The following is a 21,348-nucleotide window of genomic DNA, read 5'->3' on the forward strand; positions in this document are numbered from 1 at the left end:
GGCGGTGACGGCGGTCGCAGACGCGACGGCCCGGCCCCGCACTCGCTGCGGGGCCGGGCCGTCATGATCCGACCGGAGGCCGGGGATCAGTGGTAGTCGGAGCGGAACGGGTCGGCGAAGTCGATCTCGTCGAGGTTCACGCTCGGCACCCCGCCGAGACCGGAGAAGTCCAGCTCGTCGTAGCCGGTGACCTGGTACATCTGGGCCTTGGCCTCGTCGGTGGGCTCCACCTCGATATGGCGGAACCGCGGCAGGCCGGTGCCGGCCGGGATGAGCTTGCCGATGATGACGTTCTCCTTGAGACCCATCAGGCGGTCGCTCTTGCGGTTCAGCGCGGCCTCGGTGAGCACACGGGTTGTCTCCTGGAAGGAGGCGGCCGACAGCCACGAGTCCGTGGCCAGCGAGGCCTTGGTGATACCCATCAGCTCCGGACGACCGGAGGCCGGGCGTCCGCCCTCGGCGAGGACGCGGCGGTTCTCCGCCTCGAACACGGAGCGCTCGGTGAAGTCACCGGGCAGCAGGTCGGTGTCACCGGACTCGATGATCGTCACGCGGCGCAGCATCTGCCGCACGATGACCTCGATGTGCTTGGCGTGGATGTCCACACCCTGCGAGACGTACACCTTCTGCACCTCGTCCACCAGGTGCTGCTGCACCGCGCGGGGGCCGAGGATGCGCAGCACCTGCTTCGGGTCGACGGAACCCTGGGTCAGCTGCTGGCCGACCTCCACGTGGTCGCCGTCACCGACGAGCAGCACACCGCGGCGCGGAACCGTGTAGGTCACGGCCTCGGAGCCGTCGTCGGGGGTGACGGTGATCCGGCGCTGCTTGTCCGTCTCCTCGATCTCCACCCGACCGGCGGCCTCCGTGATCGGCGCGAAGCCGGCCGGGGTGCGGGCCTCGAAGAGCTCCTGCACACGCGGCAGACCATGGGTGATGTCACCGTCCGCGCTGGCCACACCACCGGTGTGGAAGGTGCGCATGGTCAGCTGGGTGCCGGGCTCGCCGATGGACTGCGCCGCGACGATGCCGACGGCCTCGCCGATGTCCACCAGCTGGCCGGTGGCCAGGGAGCGGCCGTAGCACAGGGCGCAGGTGCCCACCGCGGACTCACAGGTCAGCACGGAGCGGACCTTCACCTCGGTGACGCCCGCCGCTAGCAGCTTCTCGAGCAGGACGTCGCCGACGTCCTCCCCCGCTGCCGCGAGCTCCTGGCCCTCCTTGTCGGTAACCGCCGCTGCGAGCGTCCGGCCGTAGACCGTGGTCTCCACCTGGTCGGCCGCGCGGACGGTGCCCGCCTCCTCGACGCCGATGGTCATGGTCAGACCGCGGGAGGTGCCGCAGTCGCCCTCGCGGACGATCACGTCCTGGGACACGTCCACCAGACGACGGGTCAGGTACCCCGACTGGGCGGTCTTCAGGGCGGTGTCGGCCAGGCCCTTGCGGGAACCATGCGAGGCGATGAAGTACTCCAGCACCGACAGACCCTCGCGGTAGTTCGAGAGGATCGGGCGCGGGATGATCTCACCCTTCGGGTTGGTCACGAGGCCGCGCATACCGGCGATCTGGCGGATCTGCATCCAGTTGCCTCGCGCCCCGGAGTGCACCATGCGGAACACGGTGTTGGTGGCCTCGAAGTTCTCCCGCATCGCCGCGTCCACCTCGTTGGTGGCCTCGGTCCAGATGTCGATCAGCTCGGAGTTGCGCTCCTGCTCCGACACCAGACCGAGGTCGCGGTTCGCCTGCACCTGGGCGGCCTTCTCCTCGTACTTCGCGAGGATCTCCTGCTTGTTCGGCGGAGCCACCACGTCGGAGAAGGCGAAGGACACACCGGAGCGGGTCGACCACGAGAACCCGTAGGACTTCAGGGCGTCCAGCGACGCCGACACCTGCACCTTCGGGTAACGCTCGGCCAGCTCGTTGACGATCGAACCGAGACGCTTCTTGCCCACCTGGCCCTCCACGTACGGGAAGTCCTCCGGCAGGGTCTCGTTGAAGAACACGGTGCCCAGGGTGGTGGTGAGGGTGACCGGGTCGCCCTCGCTCCAACCCTCCGGCGCCTCCCACCCGGCCGGCGGCACGATGTCGCGGAACCGGATCGTCACCGGGGCGTTCAGGTGCAGCTCATGGCTGTCGTAGGCCATGATCGCCTCCGCCTCGGAGGAGAAGGACCGGCCCGCGCCCTCGGTGTCCTCACGCACGGTGGTGAGGTGGTACAGGCCGATGACCATGTCCTGCGCCGGCATGGTGACCGGGCGGCCGTCGGACGGCTTGAGGATGTTGTTCGAGGACAGCATCAGGATGCGCGCCTCGGCCTGCGCCTCCGCCGACAGCGGCAGGTGCACGGCCATCTGGTCACCATCGAAGTCCGCGTTGAAGGCGGCGCACACCAGCGGGTGCAGGTGGATCGCCTTGCCCTCCACCAGCTGCGGCTCGAAGGCCTGGATGCCCAGGCGGTGCAGCGTGGGGGCGCGGTTCAGCAGCACCGGGTGCTCGGTGATGACCTCATCGAGCACGTCCCACACCTCGGGGCGGGCGCGCTCGACCATCCGCTTGGCGGCCTTCACGTTCTTCGCGTGGGACAGCTCCACCAGGCGCTTCATGACGAAGGGCTTGAACAGCTCCAGCGCCATGCCCTTGGGCAGACCGCACTGGTGCAGCTTCAGCTGCGGACCGTTCACGATCACGGAGCGACCGGAGTAGTCCACGCGCTTGCCCAGCAGGTTCTGACGGAAGCGGCCCTGCTTGCCCTTGAGCAAGTCGGAGAGCGACTTCAGCGGACGGTTGCCGGGGCCCGTCACCGGGCGACCACGGCGGCCGTTGTCGAACAGCGAGTCGACCGACTCCTGCAGCATGCGCTTCTCGTTGTTCACGATGATCTCGGGGGCCCCGAGGTCCAGCAACCGCTTGAGACGGTTGTTGCGGTTGATCACGCGGCGGTACAGGTCATTGAGGTCGGAGGTCGCGAAGCGGCCACCGTCCAGCTGCACCATCGGACGCAGGTCCGGCGGGATCACCGGGATGCAGTCGAGCACCATCGCGCTCGGCGAGTTGCTGGTGGTGCGGAAGGCGGAGACCACCTTCAACCGCTTCAGGGCGCGGGCCTTCTTCTGGCCCTTGCCGGTGGCGATGATCTCGCGCAGCGTCTCAGCCTCGGAGTCGAGGTCGAAGTCCTGCAGGCGCTTCTGGATCGCCTCGGCGCCCATGCCGCCCTCGAAGTACATGCCGTAGCGGCGCTTCATCTCGCGGTAGAGCTGCTCGTCACCCTCGAGATCGGCGACCTTGAGGTTCTTGAAGCGCTCCCACACCTGGGTGACGCGGTCGATCTGGGCGTCGATCTTCTTGCGGATCTGGGCCTGCTCGCGCTCGGCGGAGTCGCGGACCTTGCGCTTGGCATCGGCTTTCGCGCCCTCCTCCTCCAGCTGGGCGAGGTCCTTCTCGGCGGCGACGGCGCGGTCGTTGATCGCGGCGTCGCGCTGGTTCTCGAGGTCCTTGATCTCCAGGTCGTAGCGGGCCTGCAGGTCCGGGAGGTCCTCGTGGCGGGCGTCCTCATCCACGCTGGTGATCATGTACGCGGCGAAGTAGATGACCTTCTCCAGGTCCTTCGGCGCCAGGTCCAGCAGGTAGCCGAGGCGGCTGGGCACGCCCTTGAAGTACCAGATGTGGGTCACCGGGGCGGCGAGCTCCACGTGGCCCATGCGCTCACGACGCACGGAGGACTTGGTGACCTCCACGCCGCAGCGTTCACAGACGATGCCCTTGAAACGCACGCGCTTGTACTTGCCGCAGTAGCACTCCCAGTCCCGGGTGGGACCGAAGATGCGCTCGCAGAACAGGCCGTCCATCTCGGGCTTGAGGGTGCGGTAGTTGATGGTCTCCGGCTTCTTCACCTCGCCGTGGGACCAGGCGCGGATGTCGTCCGCGGTGGCGAGGCCGATGCGCAGCTCGTCGAAGGTGTTGACGTCGAGCACTGGTGTCCTTCTCTCGGATGGTCTGTCGAATGGTCTGAGGGATCAGGGCCGCGGGGCGGGCACGGTCCCGGCCGCACACAGCGGCGGGACCGGGCCCGATCCGTCAGACCTCGTCGATGGAGCCGACACCCTCGTGGGGGCGTCGGGACAGGTCGATGCCGAGCTCCTCCGCCGCGCGGAAGACCTCCTCGTCGTTCTCACCCATCTCCTGGGCGGTGCCGTCGGAGGAGAGCACCTCGACGTTCAGGCACAGCGACTGCATCTCCTTCAGCAGCACCCGGAAGGACTCCGGGATGCCCGGCTCGGGGATGTTCTCGCCCTTGACGATGGCCTCGTACACCTTCACGCGGCCGGAGATGTCATCGGACTTGATGGTGAGCAGCTCCTGCAGGGCGTAGGCGGCGCCGTACGCCTCCAGGGCCCACACCTCCATCTCACCGAAGCGCTGGCCGCCGAACTGCGCCTTACCGCCCAGCGGCTGCTGGGTGATCATCGAGTACGGGCCGGTGGAGCGGGCGTGCAGCTTGTCGTCCACCAGGTGGTGCAGCTTGAGGATGTACATGTAGCCCACGGAGATCGGGTCCGGGAACGGCTCGCCGGAGCGGCCGTCGAAGAGCCGGGCCTTGCCGGAGGGCTGCACCATCCGCTCGCCGTCGCGGTTGGGCGTGTGGTTCTCGATGAGGGCGTTGAGCTCGTCGCCGGAGAGGCCGTCGAACACGGGAACCGCCACCGGGGTGTTGGGCTCACCATGCAGCGCGGCCTCCGGCAGGTTCTTCGCCGCCTCCGAGGACGGGTCGAGGTCCCAGCCGTTCTTCGCCACCCAGCCCAGGTGGGTCTCCATCACCTGGCCGATGTTCATACGACCGGGCACACCCATCGGGTTGAGGATGATGTCGACCGGGGTGCCGTCCTCGAGGAACGGCATGTCCTCCACCGGCAGGATCTTCGCGATGACGCCCTTGTTGCCGTGGCGACCGGCGAGCTTGTCGCCGTCGGTGATCTTGCGCTTCTGGGCCACGTACACGCGGACCATCTCGTTCACGCCGGTGGGCAGGATGTCCCCCTCGTCCTCCTCGGTGAACACGCGCACACCGATGACGGTGCCGGACTCACCATGGGGCACACGCAGGGAGGTGTCGCGCACCTCGCGGGCCTTCTCACCGAAGATGGCGCGCAGCAGGCGCTCCTCCGGGGTCAGCTCGGTCTCACCCTTCGGGGTGACCTTGCCGACCAGGATGTCGCCCGGCTCGACCTCGGCGCCGATGCGGATGATGCCCCGCTCGTCGAGATCCGCGAGGACGTCGTCGCCGACGTTCGGGATGTCGCGGGTGATCTCCTCCTTGCCGAGCTTCGTGTCACGGGCATCGACCTCGTGCTCCTCGATGTGGATCGAGGTGAGGACGTCGTCCTGGACCATCCGCGAGGACAGGATGATGCCGTCCTCGTAGTTGTGGCCCTCCCACGACATGAAGGCGACCAGCAGGTTCTTGCCCAGCGAGAGCTCACCCTGATCGGTGGAGGGGCCGTCGGCCAGGATCGAGCCGGCCTCCACGCGGTCGCCCTCGTTCCACAGCACGCGCTGGTTGTAGCAGTTGCCCGCGTTGGAGCGCTGGAACTTCCCGATCGGGTAGGTCTGGCGGGTGCCGTCGTCTGCCATCACGGAGATGAGATCCGCGGACAGCTCCTCGATCACGCCGGCCTTCTGCGCCACGACCACGTCACCGGCGTCAACTGCCGCGCGGCGCTCCATGCCGGTGCCGACCAGCGGCATCTCGGTGCGCAGCAGCGGCACGGCCTGGCGCTGCATGTTCGAGCCCATGAGCGCACGGTTGGCGTCGTCGTGCTCGAGGAACGGGATCATGGCGGTCGCCACCGACACCATCTGGCGGGCGGAGACGTCCATGTAGTCGACCTCGGAGGCGGGCACCAGGTCGGGCTCGCCGCCGGACAGACGCACCAGCACGTGGTCCTCGGCGAAGTGGCCGTCCTCGGACAGCGGCGCGTTCGCCTGGGCGATGACGTGCCGGTCCTCGTCATCGGCGGTGAGGTAGACGATCTCGTCGGAGACGCGACCGTTCTCGACCTTCCGGTACGGGGTCTCGACGAAGCCGAAGGGGTTGATGCGGGCGAAAGTCGCCAGCGAGCCGATGAGGCCGATGTTCGGACCCTCAGGGGTCTCGATCGGGCACATGCGGCCGTAGTGCGACGGGTGGACGTCGCGGACCTCCATGCCGGCGCGGTCGCGGGACAGACCGCCGGGGCCCAGGGCCGACAGGCGCCGCTTGTGGGTCAGACCCGACAGCGGGTTGTTCTGATCCATGAACTGCGACAGCTGCGAGGTGCCGAAGAACTCCTTGATCGCCGCCGTCACCGGGCGGATGTTGATCAGGGTCAGCGGCGTGATGGCCTCGACGTCCTGCGTGGTCATGCGCTCGCGCACCACGCGCTCCATGCGCGACAGGCCGGTGCGCACCTGGTTCTGGATCAGCTCGCCGACGGCGCGGATGCGGCGATTGCCGAAGTGGTCGATGTCATCGGTCTCGACCCGCACGGTGCTGCCGTCGGCGCCGGGGATCTCGGTCTGACCCTCGTGCAGCGCCACGATGTACTTGATGGTCGCGACGATGTCCTCGAGGGTCAGCACCGACTGCGACAGCGGGGCCTCGATGCCGAGCTTCTTGCCGATCTTGTAGCGGCCGACCTTCGCCAGGTCGTAGCGCTTCTCGGTGAAGTACAGGTTGTTGAGCATGGCCTCGCCCGCATCGCGCGTGGGCGGCTCCCCCGGGCGCTGCTTGCGGTAGATGTCCATGAGCGCCTCGTCCTGCGAGGTGATGCGATCCTTCTCCAGGGTGGAGCGCATCGACTCGTACTCGCCGAACTCCTCGAGGATCTCGGCGTGGCTCATGCCCAGGGCCTGCAGCAGAGTGGTGACCGACTGCTTGCGCTTGCGGTCGATGCGCACGCCCACCTGGTCGCGCTTGTCGACCTCGAATTCCAGCCAGGCGCCGCGCGAGGGGATGATCTTCGCGCTGTAGATGCGCTTGTCGGAGGTCTTGTCCACAGCCTCCTCGAAGTACACGCCCGGGGAACGCACCAGCTGCGAGACGACGACGCGCTCGGTGCCGTTGATGATGAAGGTGCCCTTGTCGGTCATGAGCGGGAACTCGCCCATGAACACCGTCTGGGTCTTGATCTCCCCGGTGTCGTGATTGATGAACTCCGCGATCACGTACAGCGGAGCGGCGTAGGTAAGGTCCTTCTCCTTGCACTCCTCGACCGTGTACTTCGGCTCATCGAAGGTGTGGTCGCGGAAGGACAGCGCCATGTTGCCGGCGAAGTCCTCGATCGGCGAGATCTCCTCGAAGATGTCGGCCAGGCCGGAGGTCTGGGGGACGTCCTCACGCCCCGCGGCGGCGGCGGCCTCGGCCCGCTCCTGCCAGCGCTGGTTGCCGAGCAGCCAGTCGAAGGAGGTGGTCTGCAGGCTCAGGAGGTCGGGGACCTCCAGCGGGTCGCCCAGCTTGGCGAAGGTGACCCGCGGCGACGCGGTGCGGGAGGCGACGGCAGGAGTGGGTGCGGTGCTCGAGGCAGCCAAGAGTGGTCCTTCCACAGGTGCGGCAGTGGCGGAGGCGCGCCCGCGACACCCACCACGGGACGGGGCGGCAGGGAGAGTGCGGGCACAGCGCAAGGACCAAGCATACGGGAGCGCGCAGGGGACGACAAGGGGCGCACGGAGCGTCCCGAGTCACACCCACGTCGGCCGCCATATGCCTGGCGTGGTCCGCGGCCCCCTGCCTGGTTCTCGGTCGCTCGACCGCTCGGTGCCTCCGGAACGGGAGCTCAGCGGCAGGGACAGCGCGCTGAATCGCCCCCAACTATGGGCCCGTCGCGGCGTCACGTCAAGCGGCGCGCCGTCGGGCAGTCCCACAGTGAGCCGTCAGCCGCCCGAGGGCATGTTGCCCGCGGCGGTGTCGATCATCTCGAGAGCGATCTCCTCGGAGACTCCGGACAGCATCACGACTGAGTGATCGGCCCCGCTGTCGAAGGACGCGGCGTAGATGACCATCATCTCCGCCCCCTCGGGACCCAGCGACATCCGCATCACATCGGGCCGACCCTGTGGTGAGTCCACCCGCACGATGCCCTGGTTGAGGTCGCCCACGGTCGCGCACTCCTGCAGGACCTCCTGGTAGAGCGGGACCGTCGGGCGGGCATCGGCACCGCTGAAGGCGATCTGGAAGACCTCGAGCTCCCCGGGCCCCGTCGGTTCGTCCTCCACCACGAACTCCCGCAGCACGATGGCGTCCACCGGTTCCTCATACGTGTCCACGGCCTGCACGGCGCTCTCGCACTCCGTAGGGATGGTGTCAGCCGTCAGCGAGAGGCTGAGAGAGGCCGTCGCGTCCTCGTCCTCCCCGGCGGAGAACGTCTGGTCCTCCTCGACCACGGAGGAGAACGGCGTCTCCTCCGGCTCCACGAGCATCGCCTCGACGCGATCCTGCGGGGACGCCGGGGAGCTGTCCCGACTCTCCGAGGACGCGGCTGGAGTCACGACGGGTACCCGCTCCGGCGCTCCCATGCCGGGGAGGGTGAGCCCCCCGCATCCGGTGAGCGAGAGGGCGGCGAGAGCGGTGAACGAGGCGGCCAGGGGGCGGAGCGTGCGGGACATGGGTTCTCCTCGGTCAGGGATCATCGGATACCCCGAATCTATTCGGGGCTCTCCCACCCACCACAGGGTCGTCGCGAAGCTGCGACGGGATTCCCCCGGGTCGCGACGCGACGCTCGCACCAGGCGACGATGCCGCGACGTCACGCCCCCCGGACGCACCGCAGCCCGCCCCGGCGGACCGGGACGGGCTGCGACTACACAGCTGAGCGGTGCTCAGCGCCGGATCAATTGAGGGTGACGGTGGCGCCGGCGCCCTCGAGCTGCTCCTTGGCCTTCTCGGCAGCGTCCTTGGCGACCTTCTCGAGGACCGGCTTCGGAGCGCCGTCGACGAGCTCCTTGGCCTCCTTCAGGCCGAGGGAGGTCAGGGCGCGCACCTCCTTGATGACGGCGATCTTGGCGGAACCGGCGGACTCGAGGATGACGTCGAACTCGTCCTTCTCCTCGGCGGCGGCCTCGCCGCCACCGGCAGCGGCGCCACCGGCGGCCGCCACGGCCACGGGGGCGGCGGCGGTCACGTCGAAGACCTCCTCGAACTCCTTCACGAACTCAGAGAGCTCGATCAGGGTCATCTCCTTGAAAGCCTCGATGAGCTCGTCCTTGGTGAGCTTCGCCATGAGGGCGTTCCTTCCTGTCTGCGGGACGGGGTCCCGGCTTCGTGGTGTGCGGCGCCGGAGCGCCAGGTCAAGCAGTCCGCTGCCCCATCGGGAGGCGGCGGCGGGTCAGCGCGGTCGCGCTGAGAGGGGTCGGCGAGTGGCCGGAGCCGGTGCGGCTCAGGCCTCCTGCTTCGCCCGCAGCGCGTCCACGGTGCGCGCGGCCTTCGACAGCGGCGCCTGGAACACGGCGGCGGCCTTGGACATCGACGCCTTCATGGCGCCGGCGGCCTTGGCCAGCAGAACCTCGCGGGACTCGAGGTCCGCGAGCTTCTTGACGTCCTCCTCCGAGAGCGCCTTGCCCTCGAAGTAGCCGGACTTGATGACGAGCTTGTCGTTCTCCTTGGCGAAGTCACGCAGGGCCTTGGCGGGCTCCACCGGCTCGCCCTTGATGAAGGCGATGGCGGTGGGGCCGGACAGCTTGCCCTCGAACACGTCGATGCCGGCCTCGCGGGCGGCGATCTCCGTGAGCGTGTTCTTCACCACGGCGTACGTCGTCTCGGAGCCCAGAGCACGACGCAGCTGCTTGAGCTGGTCCACGCTGAGCCCGCGGTACTCGGTGACGACGGCGGCGTCGGAGCTGCGGAACAGCTCCGTGATCTCCGCGACGGCGTCGACCTTCTCGGGGTTCGCCATGGCCCTCCTTCCAGAGGTCTCGGTCCCCCGGCTGAAAGCGGCCACGACGGAAAAGCCCGGATGCGCAGGCATCCGGGCTCGGCCTCGGCGCGTCGACGGACGACGCCCACGGGGCGGTATCGGGTCACCTGCGCAGGCCGTTCCCTCGGGGACTCCTTCGGTCGCACCCGGTGGCGGGCACGACGACCGGCGGTCTTCGGTAGCGACCACTGTACCGGCGCGGGCGCGGGGGCCGCCACCGACCCCCGCGCGAGCTGCCTCACAGCACGGGCCCGCCCCGCGGGCGTTCAGTGCTGGTGCTCCAGCTCCTCCTCGAGACGGGCGCCCTCACGCTCCGACGGTCGACGTCGTCCATGTTCCGCTGGATCCATGGGCCGATCAGGAACATCACCAGAGCCACCAGCAGGGTGACCGCACCCAGGCCGTAGTAATACAGCCCATCGCCGAGTCCCTCGGTCAGGCTGATCACCACGGAGGTGAGGCCCAGGCCCACCGCGGGGGCCAGGAACCACAGCGTCATGGTCTGGGAGGCGAAGTGCCGCGGGGCCAGTTTCGTGGTCACCGACAGACCCACCGGGTTGAGGAACAGCTCCGCGATCGTCTGCACGAAGAACACCGCGATGAGGTACCAGAACGGCGCGAGCGCCCCGGCGCCACCGGGCCAGGTGGTGAAGCCGTAACCCATCATCATGGCCGACAACGCGATGATCACCAGGGAGATCGCGAACTCGCGGCGGTGTTCGGGAACCGACCCGCCCGGCGCGCGAACAGGGCGCCGATCAGCGGCGCCAACAGCAGCAAGAACAACGGGTTGAAGGACTGGTACTGAGCGGCACTGAGCTCGACCAGGCCGCCCACGGAGCGGTCGGTGTTCTCCGCGGCGAAGGTGGCCATCTTCCCCGCGGCCTGTTCGAAGATCAGCACGAACAGCACGCTGCCCACCCACAGCGGGGCAAAGGCCCGCAGGTGCACGCGCTCCTGGCTGGTGACCCGGGGACTGCGCGCCATGGTGAGGAAGTACCCGAGGGAGGTCACGAGGGCGAAGAGGAACAGCGACCACGCGATCGAATTCACCCACGCCTCGGAGGACTCCGCCCCGGCGAACACCAGGAAGCGGAACAGGCTGATGAGGGTGGTGGCGAGGGCGATGATGCCGAGGGCCAACAGGACCAGACGTTTGCCGTCCCCGGGCTGCAGCGGGTTCGGGATGGTGTAGGCGAAGCGGCCCAGCTTGTGCCGGTCGTACGCGAAGGACACCAGGGCCAGAGCCATACCGATGGCAGCGGAAATGAACGCGACGTGGTACCCGAAGTGGTCCTTCAGGAAACCGGTGACCAAGGGCGCCACGAGCGAGCCGACGTTCACCGACATGTAGAAGTATTGGAAGCCCTGATCACGACGAGGATCGTCGGCGTCATACAGACCGCTGACGACCGTGGCAAGGTTCGGCTTGATGAACCCGGTGCCCAGGGCGATGAGGATCAGACCCACCCAGGACGTGACGACCAGCGGGATGGCGAGCACCACGTGACCGGCCATGATGATGCAGCCCCCGATGAGGGTCGAGATCCACGGCCCGAGGATGCGGTCGGCGAAGATGCCGCCGGGGATGGTCATGAGCAGACAGCGGCGCCGTACGCGGAGACCACCACCTGGCCGGTGTTGGTGCTGAGGCCCAGACCCCCGTTGGCGAGGGTGTCGACCAGGAAGTACAGCAGGATCGCGCGCATGCCGAACCAGGAGAAGCGCTCCCACATCTCCACCTGCAGCATCCACGGCAGCCCGCCCGGGTGACCGATAAAAGCGCGGTCCTCCAGAGACGGGCCCGTGCGCAGACCCTTCGGCACGTACAGGGAGCTGCGTGCCCCTTCGGGCACCGGGTCTCCGGGGCCGGGGGTCCCGTCGGTGGGCACCGGGTCCAGAGATGTCGAACCGGGGGTCCGCTCCGCATCGTGCGACATGATGCGTGTCCTCTCGCGTGTGCGGCCAGCATCCTCGCCGACCGGGGTTCTGGGGTGCTCCCAGCGTGCGCTCAGGAATCCGGGACCGAGGGCCGAAAGGGCCCGCGGGCGCTTCCGGACGGACCCTGCGTCCGGGCTCTCGGACCCGGGGCGGACGGTCGGGCCTTGGGTCCCCCGCGATCACAGGGGCGGGCGGCGGGCGGGCGCGGCGGACGCGGAGGGCGCGGAGCGCGACCGTGGGCGCGGGGTGGCCGACGGGGCACTCCGCCGTGACGTGCCGTTTCCGTTCCAGAAATGGGAACAGAGGCAGCACGTCACGGGAACAGGCACAGCACGACACCGGACCGCAACCGCACCCAAGGACGCCGGGAGCGCGGGCGAGTAAGGATCCGCCACAGCGCTCCGGCGTCCGGCTACTGAGCAGGGAGAACGCCAGAAGGACGAACAACGGCGCCCCTGCTCCACAGTCGAGCAGGGGCGCCGTGTCGTCAGACTGCTGGCCGGTCAGGCCTCGTCGGTGTCCTCGGTGAGGTTGCGCGTACGGTTCACGTCGACCGGGATGCCCGGGCCCATGGTGGTGGACACGGTGATCTTGGTGATGTACCGACCCTTGGAAGAGGCCGGCTTCAGGCGCAGGATCTCCTCGAGGGCCGCCACGTAGTTCTCCACCAGCTGCTGGTCGGAGAAGGACGTCTTGCCGATGATGTAGTGGAGGTTCGCGGCGCGATCGGTGCGGAACTCGATCTTGCCGCCCTTGATGTCCTCCACCGCCTTGGCGGTGTCCATGGTGACGGTGCCGGTCTTCGGGTTCGGCATGAGGCCGCGGGGGCCGAGCACGCGGCCCAGCTTGCCGACCTTGCCCATGAGGTTCGGGGTGGCGACGGCCGCGTCGAAGTCGGTCCAGCCACCCTCGACCTTGGCGATCAGGTCGTCGTCGCCGACCTCATCGGCGCCCGCCGCACGAGCCGCCTCGGCCTGCGGGCCGGTGGCGAACACGATCACGCGGGCGGTCTTACCGGTGCCGTTGGGCAGGTTGACGGTGCCGCGCACCATCTGATCGGCCTTGCGCGGGTCCACACCCAGGCGCATGGCCACCTCGACGGAGGCGTCGAACTTCGTGGTGCTGGTCTTCTGCGCCAGACGGACCGCGTCGAGCGGGGAGTACAGACGCCCCTCCTCGATCTTCGCCGCGCCGTCCTTGTACGCCTTGCTGCGGAATGCCATGTCGTCAGTCCTCCACCGTGATGCCCATGGAACGAGCGGTGCCCGCGACGATCTTCGCGGCCGTCTCGATGTCGTTCGCGTTCAGGTCAGGCATCTTGGTCTCCGCGATCTCGCGGACCTGAGCCTGGGTCAGCTTCCCGACCTTGACCGTGTGCGGGGTGGCCGAGCCCTTCTGCAGGCCTGCGGCCTTCTTGATGAGCTCCGCCGCCGGCGGGGTCTTGGTGATGAAGGTGAAGGAGCGGTCCTCGTAGACCGTGATCTCCACGGGGACGATGTTGCCCCGCTGGGCCGCCGTGGCGTCGTTGTACGCCTTGACGAACTCCATCATGTTGACGCCCGCGGCACCCAGCGCCGGACCCACCGGCGGGGCAGGGGTGGCCTGCCCGGCCTGGATCTGGAGCTTGATGATCCGCGAGACCTTCTTCTTCGCAGCCATGCTTTCCTCTTTCTCCGTGGTCTAGGCGGGCATCCCGGCAGGATGCCCTCCCACTGCGGGACCCGCCGCGCGCTCGGCGCGGCGGGCCCGAAGCGACGCTACCTGGGCGCCGCGACGACGTCGACCCGGGGCCGACGTGATCTTCGCTTCGCTCAGATCTTGGCGACCTGGTCGAAGGCCAGCTCCACCGGGGTCTCGCGTCCGAAGATGGACACGAGCACCTGGAGCTTCTGATGCTCGGTGTCGATCTCGTGGATCGTCGCCGGCATGGTCTCGAAGGGACCGTCCATGACGGTCACCGACTCCCCGACCTCGAAGGCCGGCACCGCGGCGGGCGCGGAGGACTTCGAGGAGCCGCCGGAGCTGCGCTTCTTCTCGGGCAGGCCCACGCTCGGCGCCAGCATGGAGAACACCTCGTCGGTGCTCAGCGGCGTCGGGTCGGTGGCGTTGCCGACGAAGCCGGTCACGCCCGGGGTGTCCCGGACCACTCGCCACGACTCGTCGGTGAGGTCCATGCGCACCAGCACGTAACCGGGGATCCGCACGCGACGGACGATCTTCTTCTGGCCGTTCTTCACCTCGGCCGCGTCCTCCATCGGGACCTCGACCTGGAAGATCTGCTCCTCCATGTCCTGGGTCTCGATGCGAGTGGTCAGCTGGGTGCGCACGCGGTTCTCGTGGCCGGAGTAGGAGTGGATGACGTACCACTCGCCGGGGGCGACCAGCAGGTGGCGGCGCAGCTGCTCGAGAGCATCGTCCTCCGCGGAGGCGGCGTCGGCCTGCTCGTCGGCCTGCTCATCGTCCTGTGCGGCGGCCACCTGAGCGGGTGCCTCCGCCGGGGTCGCGTCCGCCGGCTCGACCGACGCGTCGAGGTCCTCGCCCTCCGGGTCGACCGCGGTCACGTCCTCCGTCGGCGCATCCACGGTTTCGTCGGCCTGCGGCGCGTGGAACGGATCGGTGGACGGCTGCGACGCGGAGAAGGAGAGGCTGTCGTCGACGTCCGCGTAGGAATCCTGGGGAGCGTTCTGCTCGTCGGACACCGGGGCACCTGCTTTCTGCTCGAACGGGGCCGCGCTCAGCGCGGCGGGCGGATCTCAGCCGGCGCGCTGCGCGTCGGAGAACGTGAGCTCCGACAGCCACCCGAAGGCGAGATCCAGGGCGAAGATGAGGACGATCATGAACGCCACGAAGGCGAGCACGGTGATCGTGAACGCCACCAGCTCACCACCGGTGGGGACGTGGACCTTCCGCAGCTCGGCGATGACCTGGCGGATGAACAGGCCGATCGCGACGAACGGGTTGCGGCTCGAGCCGGGGCGGTCGCGGTCCTCCTCGGAGGAGGTCGGGACACTGGGCTGAGAGCTCACGGTGAGGCGATCCGATCAGGTCGGGGTCATCGGCCGTCCTGGACGGCCGAGCCGACCGGACGAGCAGGGTAGACAGGACTCGAACCTGCAACCTGCGGTTTTGGAGACCGCTGCGCTACCAATTGCGCCACTACCCTTCGCGGGTGGACCCGCGCGGCCCACACCATGACACCCCGCAGTGGGGCGTCTCGGCGGTAAGGGCCACGGGACAGCATACCCAGTCCTCGCAGGCCGTGCGACTTCCGTGGGACCATAGGGGGCGTGAGCAACGACACCACCGCCGCGACCCCACCCTCCCAGACCCCTGCCGGCCGCCGGATCTCCCGGCGCGTCGGCGCCATCGCCGAGTCCGCCACCCTGGCCGTGGATGCGAAGGCCAAGGCCCTCAAGGCCGCCGGACGGCCCGTGATCGGCTTCGGCGCCGGGGAGCCGGACTTCCCCACCCCCGCGCACATCGTCGAGGCCGCCCAGCAGGCCTGCGCCGAGCTCCGCAACCACCGGTACACCGCCACGTCCGGTCTGGCCGAGCTGCGCGAGGCGATCGCCGCCGCCACCGCTGAGATCGACCGGATCAGCGTGGATCCGGTGCAGGTCCTCGTGACCAACGGCGGCAAGCAGTCCGTCTACCAGACCTTCGCCACCCTGCTGGATCCGGGCGATGAGGTGATCCTCCCCGCCCCCTACTGGACCACCTACCCGGAGGCCATCCGCCTCGCCGGCGGCCGGGAGGTGCCGGTGCTCGCAGGCGCCGACCAGGGCTACCTGCCGACCGTGGAGCAACTCGAGGCCGCTCGCACCGACCGCACCCGCGCAATCGTGATCTGCTCCCCCTCCAACCCCACCGGCGCCGTGATGGACGCTCAGCTCCTGGCTCGCATCGGCCACTGGGCCCTGGAGCACGGCCTGTGGGTCATCTCCGACGAGATCTATCAGCACCTCACCTACGACGGGGTGGAGTTCACCTCGGTGCTGGCGGCGGTGCCGGACCTCGCCGACTCCACGGTGCTGCTCAACGGCGTCGCGAAGACCTTCGCCATGACCGGCTGGCGCGTGGGCTGGACCATCGGCCCGCGCGACGTGATCGCCGCGGCCTCGAACCTGCAGTCGCACCTCACCTCGAACGTGAACAACGTGGCGCAGCGCGCGGCGATCGCGGCGCTGACCGGGCCGCGCGACGCCGTCAACGAGATGCGCACCGCTTTCGACCGGCGCCGCCGCACCATCGTCAAGAAGCTCGCGGCCATCCCCGGGTTCACGGTGCCCACCCCCACCGGTGCCTTCTACGCCTTCCCCGACGTGACCGGGGTGATCGGCCAAGAGGTCGCCGGCAGCACCGTCGAGTCGTCCTCGCAGCTGGCACAGATCATCCTGGAGCAGGCGGAGGTCGCGGCCGTGCCCGGCGAGGCCTTCGGCGCCCCCGGTCATCTGCGCTTCTCCTACGCCCTGGCCGACGCCGACCTCGAGGAGGGCATCGACCGCGTGGCCACCCTGCTGTCCCGGTGAGCCCCGCGGCCGCGGCGGTGAGCTCCGAGGAGTCCACGGCACCGCGCCGGGATCTGGCGGCGCTGCCGAAGGCGCACCTGCACCTGCACTTCACCGGTTCGATGCGGGTGGCGACCCTGCAGGACCTCGCCGCCCACCGCGGGATCCGGCTGCCGTCCTCCCTCACCGATGATGTGGCGCTGCGGGTCGAGCCGACCGCACGCGGCTGGTTCCGCTTTCAGCGGCAGTACGACGCCGCCCGCCAGGTGGTGCGTGATGAGGAGGCCCTGCGCCGCACCATGCGCGAGGCCGTCGAGGACGACGCCGCGGAGGGCTCGGGCCGCCTCGAGCTGCAGGTGGACCCCACCAGCTACGCCCCGCACGTCGGCGGCCTCACACCGGCGCTGGAGATCATCCTCGATGAGGCCGCGGCGGCGGAGCGCGACACCGGGGTGAGCGTCGGCCTCATCGTCGCGGCCTCCCGGATCCGGCATCCGCTGGATGCCCGCACCCTCGCCCGGCTGGCGGTGCGTCATGCGGGGCGGGTGGTCGGCTTCGGCCTGTCGAACGACGAGCGCCGCGGCATCACCGAGGAGTTCGCCCCTGCGTTCCGCATCGCCCGCGCCGCGGGCCTGGCCTCCGTGCCGCACGGTGGGGAGCTGCTCGGCCCCGCCCACGTGCAGGAGGTCCTGCGGACCCTGCGACCGGATCGTCTCGGCCACGGAGTGCGGGCGGCCGAGGACCCGCAGCTGCTGACCCGGATCGTCGAGGCGGGCGTCGCCCTCGAGGTGTGCCCCGCCTCCAACGCGTCGCTCGGGGTCTACCCGACGGCGCAGGACGTCCCGTTGCGGACCCTCCTCGATGCGGGCGCCACGATCGCGCTGGGCGCCGACGATCCGCTGCTGTTCGGCTCGCGGCTGGTGGCACAGTACGAGACCGCCCGGGCGATGGGCCTCAGCGACGACGAGCTCGCCGATCTCGCCGCCGGCAGCGTCCGCGCCTCCCGCGCCCCGCACGATGTGGTGGCTCGTCTGCTCGACGGCATCGAGCAGTGGCGGCGCACTCCCCCGGGTTCGACCTCCCCGGACTGACCCCTCAGAGGTCCCGGCCCGCGCCGTCCCCCGGCAGCGCCAGGAAGAAGTGCGGGGCCGGCAGCCCTCGGGTCTCCGCGGCCCGGGCGATCTCCTCGGCGACAGCCTCCGCCCGGTCATGCTCGACCAGCGCGATGGTGCTGCCCCCGAAACCACCACCGGTCATGCGTGCCCCATGGGCTCCGGCCGCCCGGGCGGCGTCCACGGCGCTGTCGAGGGCGGGCACCGTCACCTCGTAGTCATCCCGCAGAGAGTCGTGGGAGGCATCCATCAGCGCGGCGATCTGATCGAGCTGCCCGCGCACGCTCCCCGCCTCGAGCAGAGCCCCGACGCGCCGCACCCGCTCGATCTCGGTGATGATGTGCCGGGCGCGCCGCCGCACCGTCTCGTCCGCGATCGCCTCGAGGGCCCCCGGCAGACCGGCGGGGTCCACATCCCGCAGCGTCCCCACCCCGAGGGCCTCGGCGGCCTGCTCGCTCTGTCGGCGCCGCTCGGCGTACTCGCCGCCGACGAGGGAGTGCTCGGCGCGGGTGTCGGTGATGAGCAGCGCGAGGCCCTGGGCGGCGAGATCCCACGGCACGGGCTCGACGGAGAAGTCCCGGCAGTCCAGCAGCAGCGCGTGACCGCGACGGCCGAGCACCGCAGCGGACTGGTCGAGCCCGCCGGTCGCGGCGCCCACGAAGTCGTTCTCGGCGCGGATCGCGGCGCGGATGCGCTCCACCGGCTCCGTGCCCAGGGTGAACAGGTCCTCCAGGGCCGCGGCGACCGCGCACTCCAGGGCGGCGGAGGACGACAACCCCGCCCCCAGCGGCACCTGCCCGTCGACCACCAGATCCAGGCCCCACGGCTCACCCCCGGAGAGGTGACCGCGCAGCGCCCACAGGACGCCCGCGACGTACGCCGGCCAGCCGGCGACCGTGCCGGGTTCGAGGTCCTTCGCGGACAGCTCCACCACGCCCTCGGCCTGGGCGGAGCGCAACCGCACCCGATCGGTGGGGGTCCGGGCCGCCGCCACGTAGGTGCGGTGCTCCAGCGCCATGGGCAGGCACAGCCCATCCTGGTAGTCCACGTGCTCACCGATGAGGTTCACCCGGCCGGGCGCGGACCAGACCCCGTCGGGCGCGTACCCCCAGGCGTCCTGGAACAGCTCGGCGGTGCGGCGGGCACGGAGCTCCCGGTCCGGGGCGCTGGCCAGGCGAGGGCCTGGCGCGGCGTCAGCGGCGGTCGGGGCGGGTGTGGGCTGATCGGAGGGGTGGCTCATCGCGTTCTCGGGTCCGGGGACGCCCCGAGTCTACGGGGGCGCCGCCGCGTCCTTCGGGACCGCCGGCTCACCCCCGGGCCGCGGGGGCGGCGAGGTGGGGTCAGGGACGCGGGGCGATGCAGGTGACCGACGGGGAGGGGAAGGGGTCGGCCACGACGCGCAGCCGATCACCGTTCCACGCGAGCACGTCGATGCGGTCACCCTCCTGGGCCGCGACCAGCGTCAGCTCCCCCACGCGGGTGAAGTGCCGCGGATGCGCCCCCACCTCGATCTCGTCGATGATCGTCGGACGCATCTGCCCCAGTGACAGCGCCGCCAGGGTGTCCGGGCCGCGGTTGGCCACCAGCAGGTTGTTCTCGTGCCGGGTGATCTCGATGTGCGAGGGGGCGCAGTCGCCGTCGTGGCGGGTGGAACGCACGGAGCCGCGGCTCACCCAGCTGATCTCCCCCGTCTCGGGGTTCCGGCGGCGCACGGCGGTGGTGACGGTCCCGTCGAGCTCGCAGGCCAGGTGCAGCTCGGCGGCCTCGTGGTCGGTGGCGAGGTGGCGCGGCCCGCTGCCCCGCGGGAACATCACCTGGCCCTGGAGATCGAGCGACCCCCACGGCGACTGCTCGTAGAGGAACACGGCGTCGAGACCGAGATCGGTCACTGCCAGCAGCGACGTCCCGGGCAGCGCCGTCACCTGATGCGGGTGCGGGTCCCGGAAGCGGCGGCGGCCGTCGGCTCGGCCGTGGTCGTCGAGGTCGATGAGCTCGGCCAGCAACCCCTCCTCGGACAGCGCGATGGTCTCGACCGAGCCGCTGCCGTAATTGGCGACCACGAGCGTGCGTCCGCGGGCGCCGAGCGCGATGTGGCACCCGCCACTGCCGCGCAGCGTGAGGTCGGCGACGACCTCGGCCTCGGTGCCGTCGGCGCTGACCCGCAGGGTGCTCACCCGGGTCGGGTCGGTCTCGTGCACCACGTGCAGGAGAGTGCCGTCGGCGCTCCACACCACGAACGACGGGTCCTCCAGCGGCACCTGGGTGAGGCGCCGCACGGCCCCCTGCTCCGTCACCGCGAGCAGGTCGACACCCGTGCCGCGCCCGCGTTCCTCGCTCGTGTACGAGCCGGTGGCGACGATGATCTCGGATGTGGTCACCGCTGGCCCTCCTTCCCCTCGGGCTGTGTCGGATCCCCGCTGCTCGCGAGGTCCAGGAGATGCGGCGCCACTGCCGCCATCTCCCCCGTCATCGTAGAGGGCTCCAGGGTGGCCGTCGCCCGTCGGCGCCGACGCTTCGGCCGGTCCACCAGACGTCGGCGTCGCAGCGTCGAGAACGGCGCCGCGATCACCGGGGTGAACGCCGCGGCGGCCCGGCTCGTCGGACGCAGCAGGCGTGAGGCGACCAGCTGGCCGAAGACCGCCCCGGCGGCGATGACGATCGCGATCTCCGCCGCGGCGAACAGCTCCGTGACGCCGGTGATGACGTCATCCCCCACGGCCAGCAGTCCGCGATAGATACGACTGCCCGGCACCAGAGGGATCAAGCCCACCATGGCGAAGATCAGCGCGGGGGCGTGCACCCGGCGGGCCGCGATCACGCTGATCACCCCGACCGCCATCGAGGCGACACCCACCGCCGCGAGCCGGTCGAGCACCGAGGACGCCAGGTGCGCGATGACGCTGGAGCCCGCCGCGACCAGCGCGGTGTGCGCCAGCAGGCGGGCAGGCACCTGCGTCCCCACTCCGTATCCGAGGCCGACGAGCAGACCGGAGACGGTCACCACCAGCACGGAGGAGAGGGACAGCGGGATCTGCGCGGTGACGGCGATGTCCGCACCCAGGGCGTTCGCCGCGACGATCCCCGTGCGCACCCCGATCACCAGTCCGACCGTGAGCATGATCGTCTCCAGCACCCGCGCGGAGGCGGTGATGTACCAGCCCGTGACGGCATCCTGCACGGCACCGATGCTGGTGAGACCGGACAGCACGATGATGATGCAGGCCACCACCACGATCGACGAGTTCACACTGGGGTCGATGCTGTGCGCCACCACCGCGCCGAGCGCCCCCACCAGGCCCGAGGCCACCTGGGCGTAGAACAGGGGGATCCCCCACCGCAACAGATACTCGATGACGAGGTTCAGCACCCCGGCACTGAGGGTCGCGACGATCACCACGAGGCTGCCGGCCCCGAAACCGAGGGCCGCTCCACCCCCCATCAGGGCCAGGCCCATGGTGATCAGCCACAGCGGGTAGATCCGGCCGCGCCGGGCGATGCGCCGCACCTCCTCGCTGGCGGCCTCCAGGCTCACCCCGCCGTCGATGTAACGCTCGGTGATCACCTCATACTCCGCCAGCCGCGCGAAGTCCTGCACGCGGGGGCCCGACAGCCGCATCCGGGTGATGGGGGTGGTGGCCCCCTCGGGGTGGTAGGACAGGGAGACCTCGTCGAAGGTCACCTGCACGGCCACCGAACGGATGCCGGAGGCGGAGACCACGCGCAGCACGGTGGCGGAGACCTCGGAGGCGGCGGCACCGGCGCCCAACATCCCCACCCCGATGCGCTGGGCCAGGTCGAACACGGAGTTCAGGCGTTCGAGATCGGTGGGCACGCTCGGCATCG

General features: G+C 70.0%; 17 protein-coding genes and 1 tRNA gene. 2 read left to right on the plus strand and 16 right to left on the minus strand.

Going from position 1 to position 21,348, the window contains the following annotated elements; genetic code table 11:
* Positions 1-86: 86 nt before the first annotated feature.
* The 13 genes from JSY14_RS04230 to JSY14_RS04290 all read right to left on the minus strand — a co-directional run bounded on the left by JSY14_RS04230 (position 87) and on the right by JSY14_RS04290 (position 15,048).
* Entirely contained in the window at positions 87-3,971 is a 3,885-nt protein-coding gene (locus JSY14_RS04230; protein ID WP_259557515.1) for a DNA-directed RNA polymerase subunit beta', read from the minus strand.
* A 103-nt stretch (positions 3,972-4,074) separates the two neighbouring features.
* Positions 4,075-7,563: a DNA-directed RNA polymerase subunit beta gene (gene rpoB / locus JSY14_RS04235; RefSeq protein WP_259557516.1), complete on the minus strand. Its 3,489-nt coding sequence runs from the start codon at positions 7,561-7,563 to the stop codon at positions 4,075-4,077.
* Positions 7,564-7,905: 342 nt separating this feature from the next.
* Positions 7,906-8,637, minus strand: a complete 732-nt coding sequence (locus JSY14_RS04240) for a hypothetical protein (protein ID WP_259557517.1) — start codon at positions 8,635-8,637, stop codon at positions 7,906-7,908.
* 224 nt (positions 8,638-8,861) lie between these two features.
* Positions 8,862-9,251 (minus strand): 50S ribosomal protein L7/L12, encoded by a 390-nt coding sequence (gene rplL, locus JSY14_RS04245; protein ID WP_259557519.1) that lies wholly within the window; start codon positions 9,249-9,251, stop codon positions 8,862-8,864.
* A gap of 156 nt (positions 9,252-9,407) precedes the next feature.
* A complete protein-coding gene (gene rplJ, locus JSY14_RS04250) occupies positions 9,408-9,923 on the minus strand; it encodes a 50S ribosomal protein L10 (protein WP_259557521.1) in 516 nt (171 codons plus the stop codon).
* A gap of 259 nt (positions 9,924-10,182) precedes the next feature.
* On the minus strand, positions 10,183-10,635 hold the full coding sequence (locus JSY14_RS04255; protein WP_259557523.1) for a POT-type proton-dependent oligopeptide transporter: 453 nt from the start codon (positions 10,633-10,635) through the stop codon (positions 10,183-10,185).
* Positions 10,632-11,540: an oligopeptide:H+ symporter gene (locus JSY14_RS04260; RefSeq protein WP_259557524.1), complete on the minus strand. Its 909-nt coding sequence runs from the start codon at positions 11,538-11,540 to the stop codon at positions 10,632-10,634. Before JSY14_RS04260 ends, JSY14_RS04255 begins: the two co-directional genes overlap by 4 nt.
* Positions 11,537-11,884, minus strand: coding sequence for a hypothetical protein (locus tag JSY14_RS04265; RefSeq protein WP_259557525.1), 348 nt, complete (start codon positions 11,882-11,884; stop codon positions 11,537-11,539). Before JSY14_RS04265 ends, JSY14_RS04260 begins: the two co-directional genes overlap by 4 nt.
* Positions 11,885-12,388: 504 nt before the next feature.
* The gene (rplA, locus tag JSY14_RS04270) at positions 12,389-13,108 is read right to left on the minus strand and encodes a 50S ribosomal protein L1 (RefSeq protein WP_259557526.1); all 720 of its coding nucleotides are present in this window, start codon (positions 13,106-13,108) and stop codon (positions 12,389-12,391) included.
* Positions 13,109-13,112: 4 nt separating this feature from the next.
* Positions 13,113-13,544: a 50S ribosomal protein L11 gene (rplK, locus tag JSY14_RS04275; protein WP_259557527.1), complete on the minus strand. Its 432-nt coding sequence runs from the start codon at positions 13,542-13,544 to the stop codon at positions 13,113-13,115.
* Positions 13,545-13,696: 152 nt separating this feature from the next.
* Positions 13,697-14,584, minus strand: coding sequence for a transcription termination/antitermination protein NusG (gene nusG, locus JSY14_RS04280; RefSeq protein WP_259557528.1), 888 nt, complete (start codon positions 14,582-14,584; stop codon positions 13,697-13,699).
* A gap of 54 nt (positions 14,585-14,638) precedes the next feature.
* Positions 14,639-14,911, minus strand: a complete 273-nt coding sequence (gene secE / locus JSY14_RS04285) for a preprotein translocase subunit SecE (protein WP_259557529.1) — start codon at positions 14,909-14,911, stop codon at positions 14,639-14,641.
* Positions 14,912-14,975: 64 nt separating this feature from the next.
* Positions 14,976-15,048, minus strand: a tRNA-Trp gene (locus JSY14_RS04290).
* Positions 15,049-15,172: 124 nt separating this feature from the next.
* On the opposite strand from JSY14_RS04290, the gene JSY14_RS04295 reads away from it, so the two are divergent.
* The gene (locus tag JSY14_RS04295; protein ID WP_259557530.1) at positions 15,173-16,414 is read left to right on the plus strand and encodes a pyridoxal phosphate-dependent aminotransferase; all 1,242 of its coding nucleotides are present in this window, start codon (positions 15,173-15,175) and stop codon (positions 16,412-16,414) included.
* A complete protein-coding gene (locus JSY14_RS04300) occupies positions 16,411-17,484 on the plus strand; it encodes an adenosine deaminase (protein ID WP_259557531.1) in 1,074 nt (357 codons plus the stop codon). The genes JSY14_RS04295 and JSY14_RS04300 overlap by 4 nt, the downstream gene beginning before the upstream one ends.
* A gap of 4 nt (positions 17,485-17,488) precedes the next feature.
* Here the strand turns inward: JSY14_RS04300 and galK are convergent, their stop codons facing one another.
* The 3 genes from galK to JSY14_RS04315 all read right to left on the minus strand — a co-directional run bounded on the left by galK (position 17,489) and on the right by JSY14_RS04315 (position 21,337).
* Positions 17,489-18,745 (minus strand): galactokinase, encoded by a 1,257-nt coding sequence (gene galK / locus JSY14_RS04305; protein ID WP_259557532.1) that lies wholly within the window; start codon positions 18,743-18,745, stop codon positions 17,489-17,491.
* Positions 18,746-18,845: 100 nt separating this feature from the next.
* Positions 18,846-19,883 carry a lactonase family protein gene (locus JSY14_RS04310; protein ID WP_259557533.1) on the minus strand — a complete coding sequence of 346 codons (1,038 nt, stop codon included), beginning with the start codon at positions 19,881-19,883 and terminating at the stop codon, positions 18,846-18,848.
* Positions 19,880-21,337 (minus strand): threonine/serine exporter family protein, encoded by a 1,458-nt coding sequence (locus tag JSY14_RS04315; protein ID WP_259557534.1) that lies wholly within the window; start codon positions 21,335-21,337, stop codon positions 19,880-19,882. Before JSY14_RS04315 ends, JSY14_RS04310 begins: the two co-directional genes overlap by 4 nt.
* Positions 21,338-21,348: the final 11 nt, after the last annotated feature.

This window comes from Brachybacterium sillae, assembly GCF_025028335.1.
Classification (GTDB): Bacteria; Actinomycetota; Actinomycetes; order Actinomycetales; family Dermabacteraceae; genus Brachybacterium; species Brachybacterium sillae.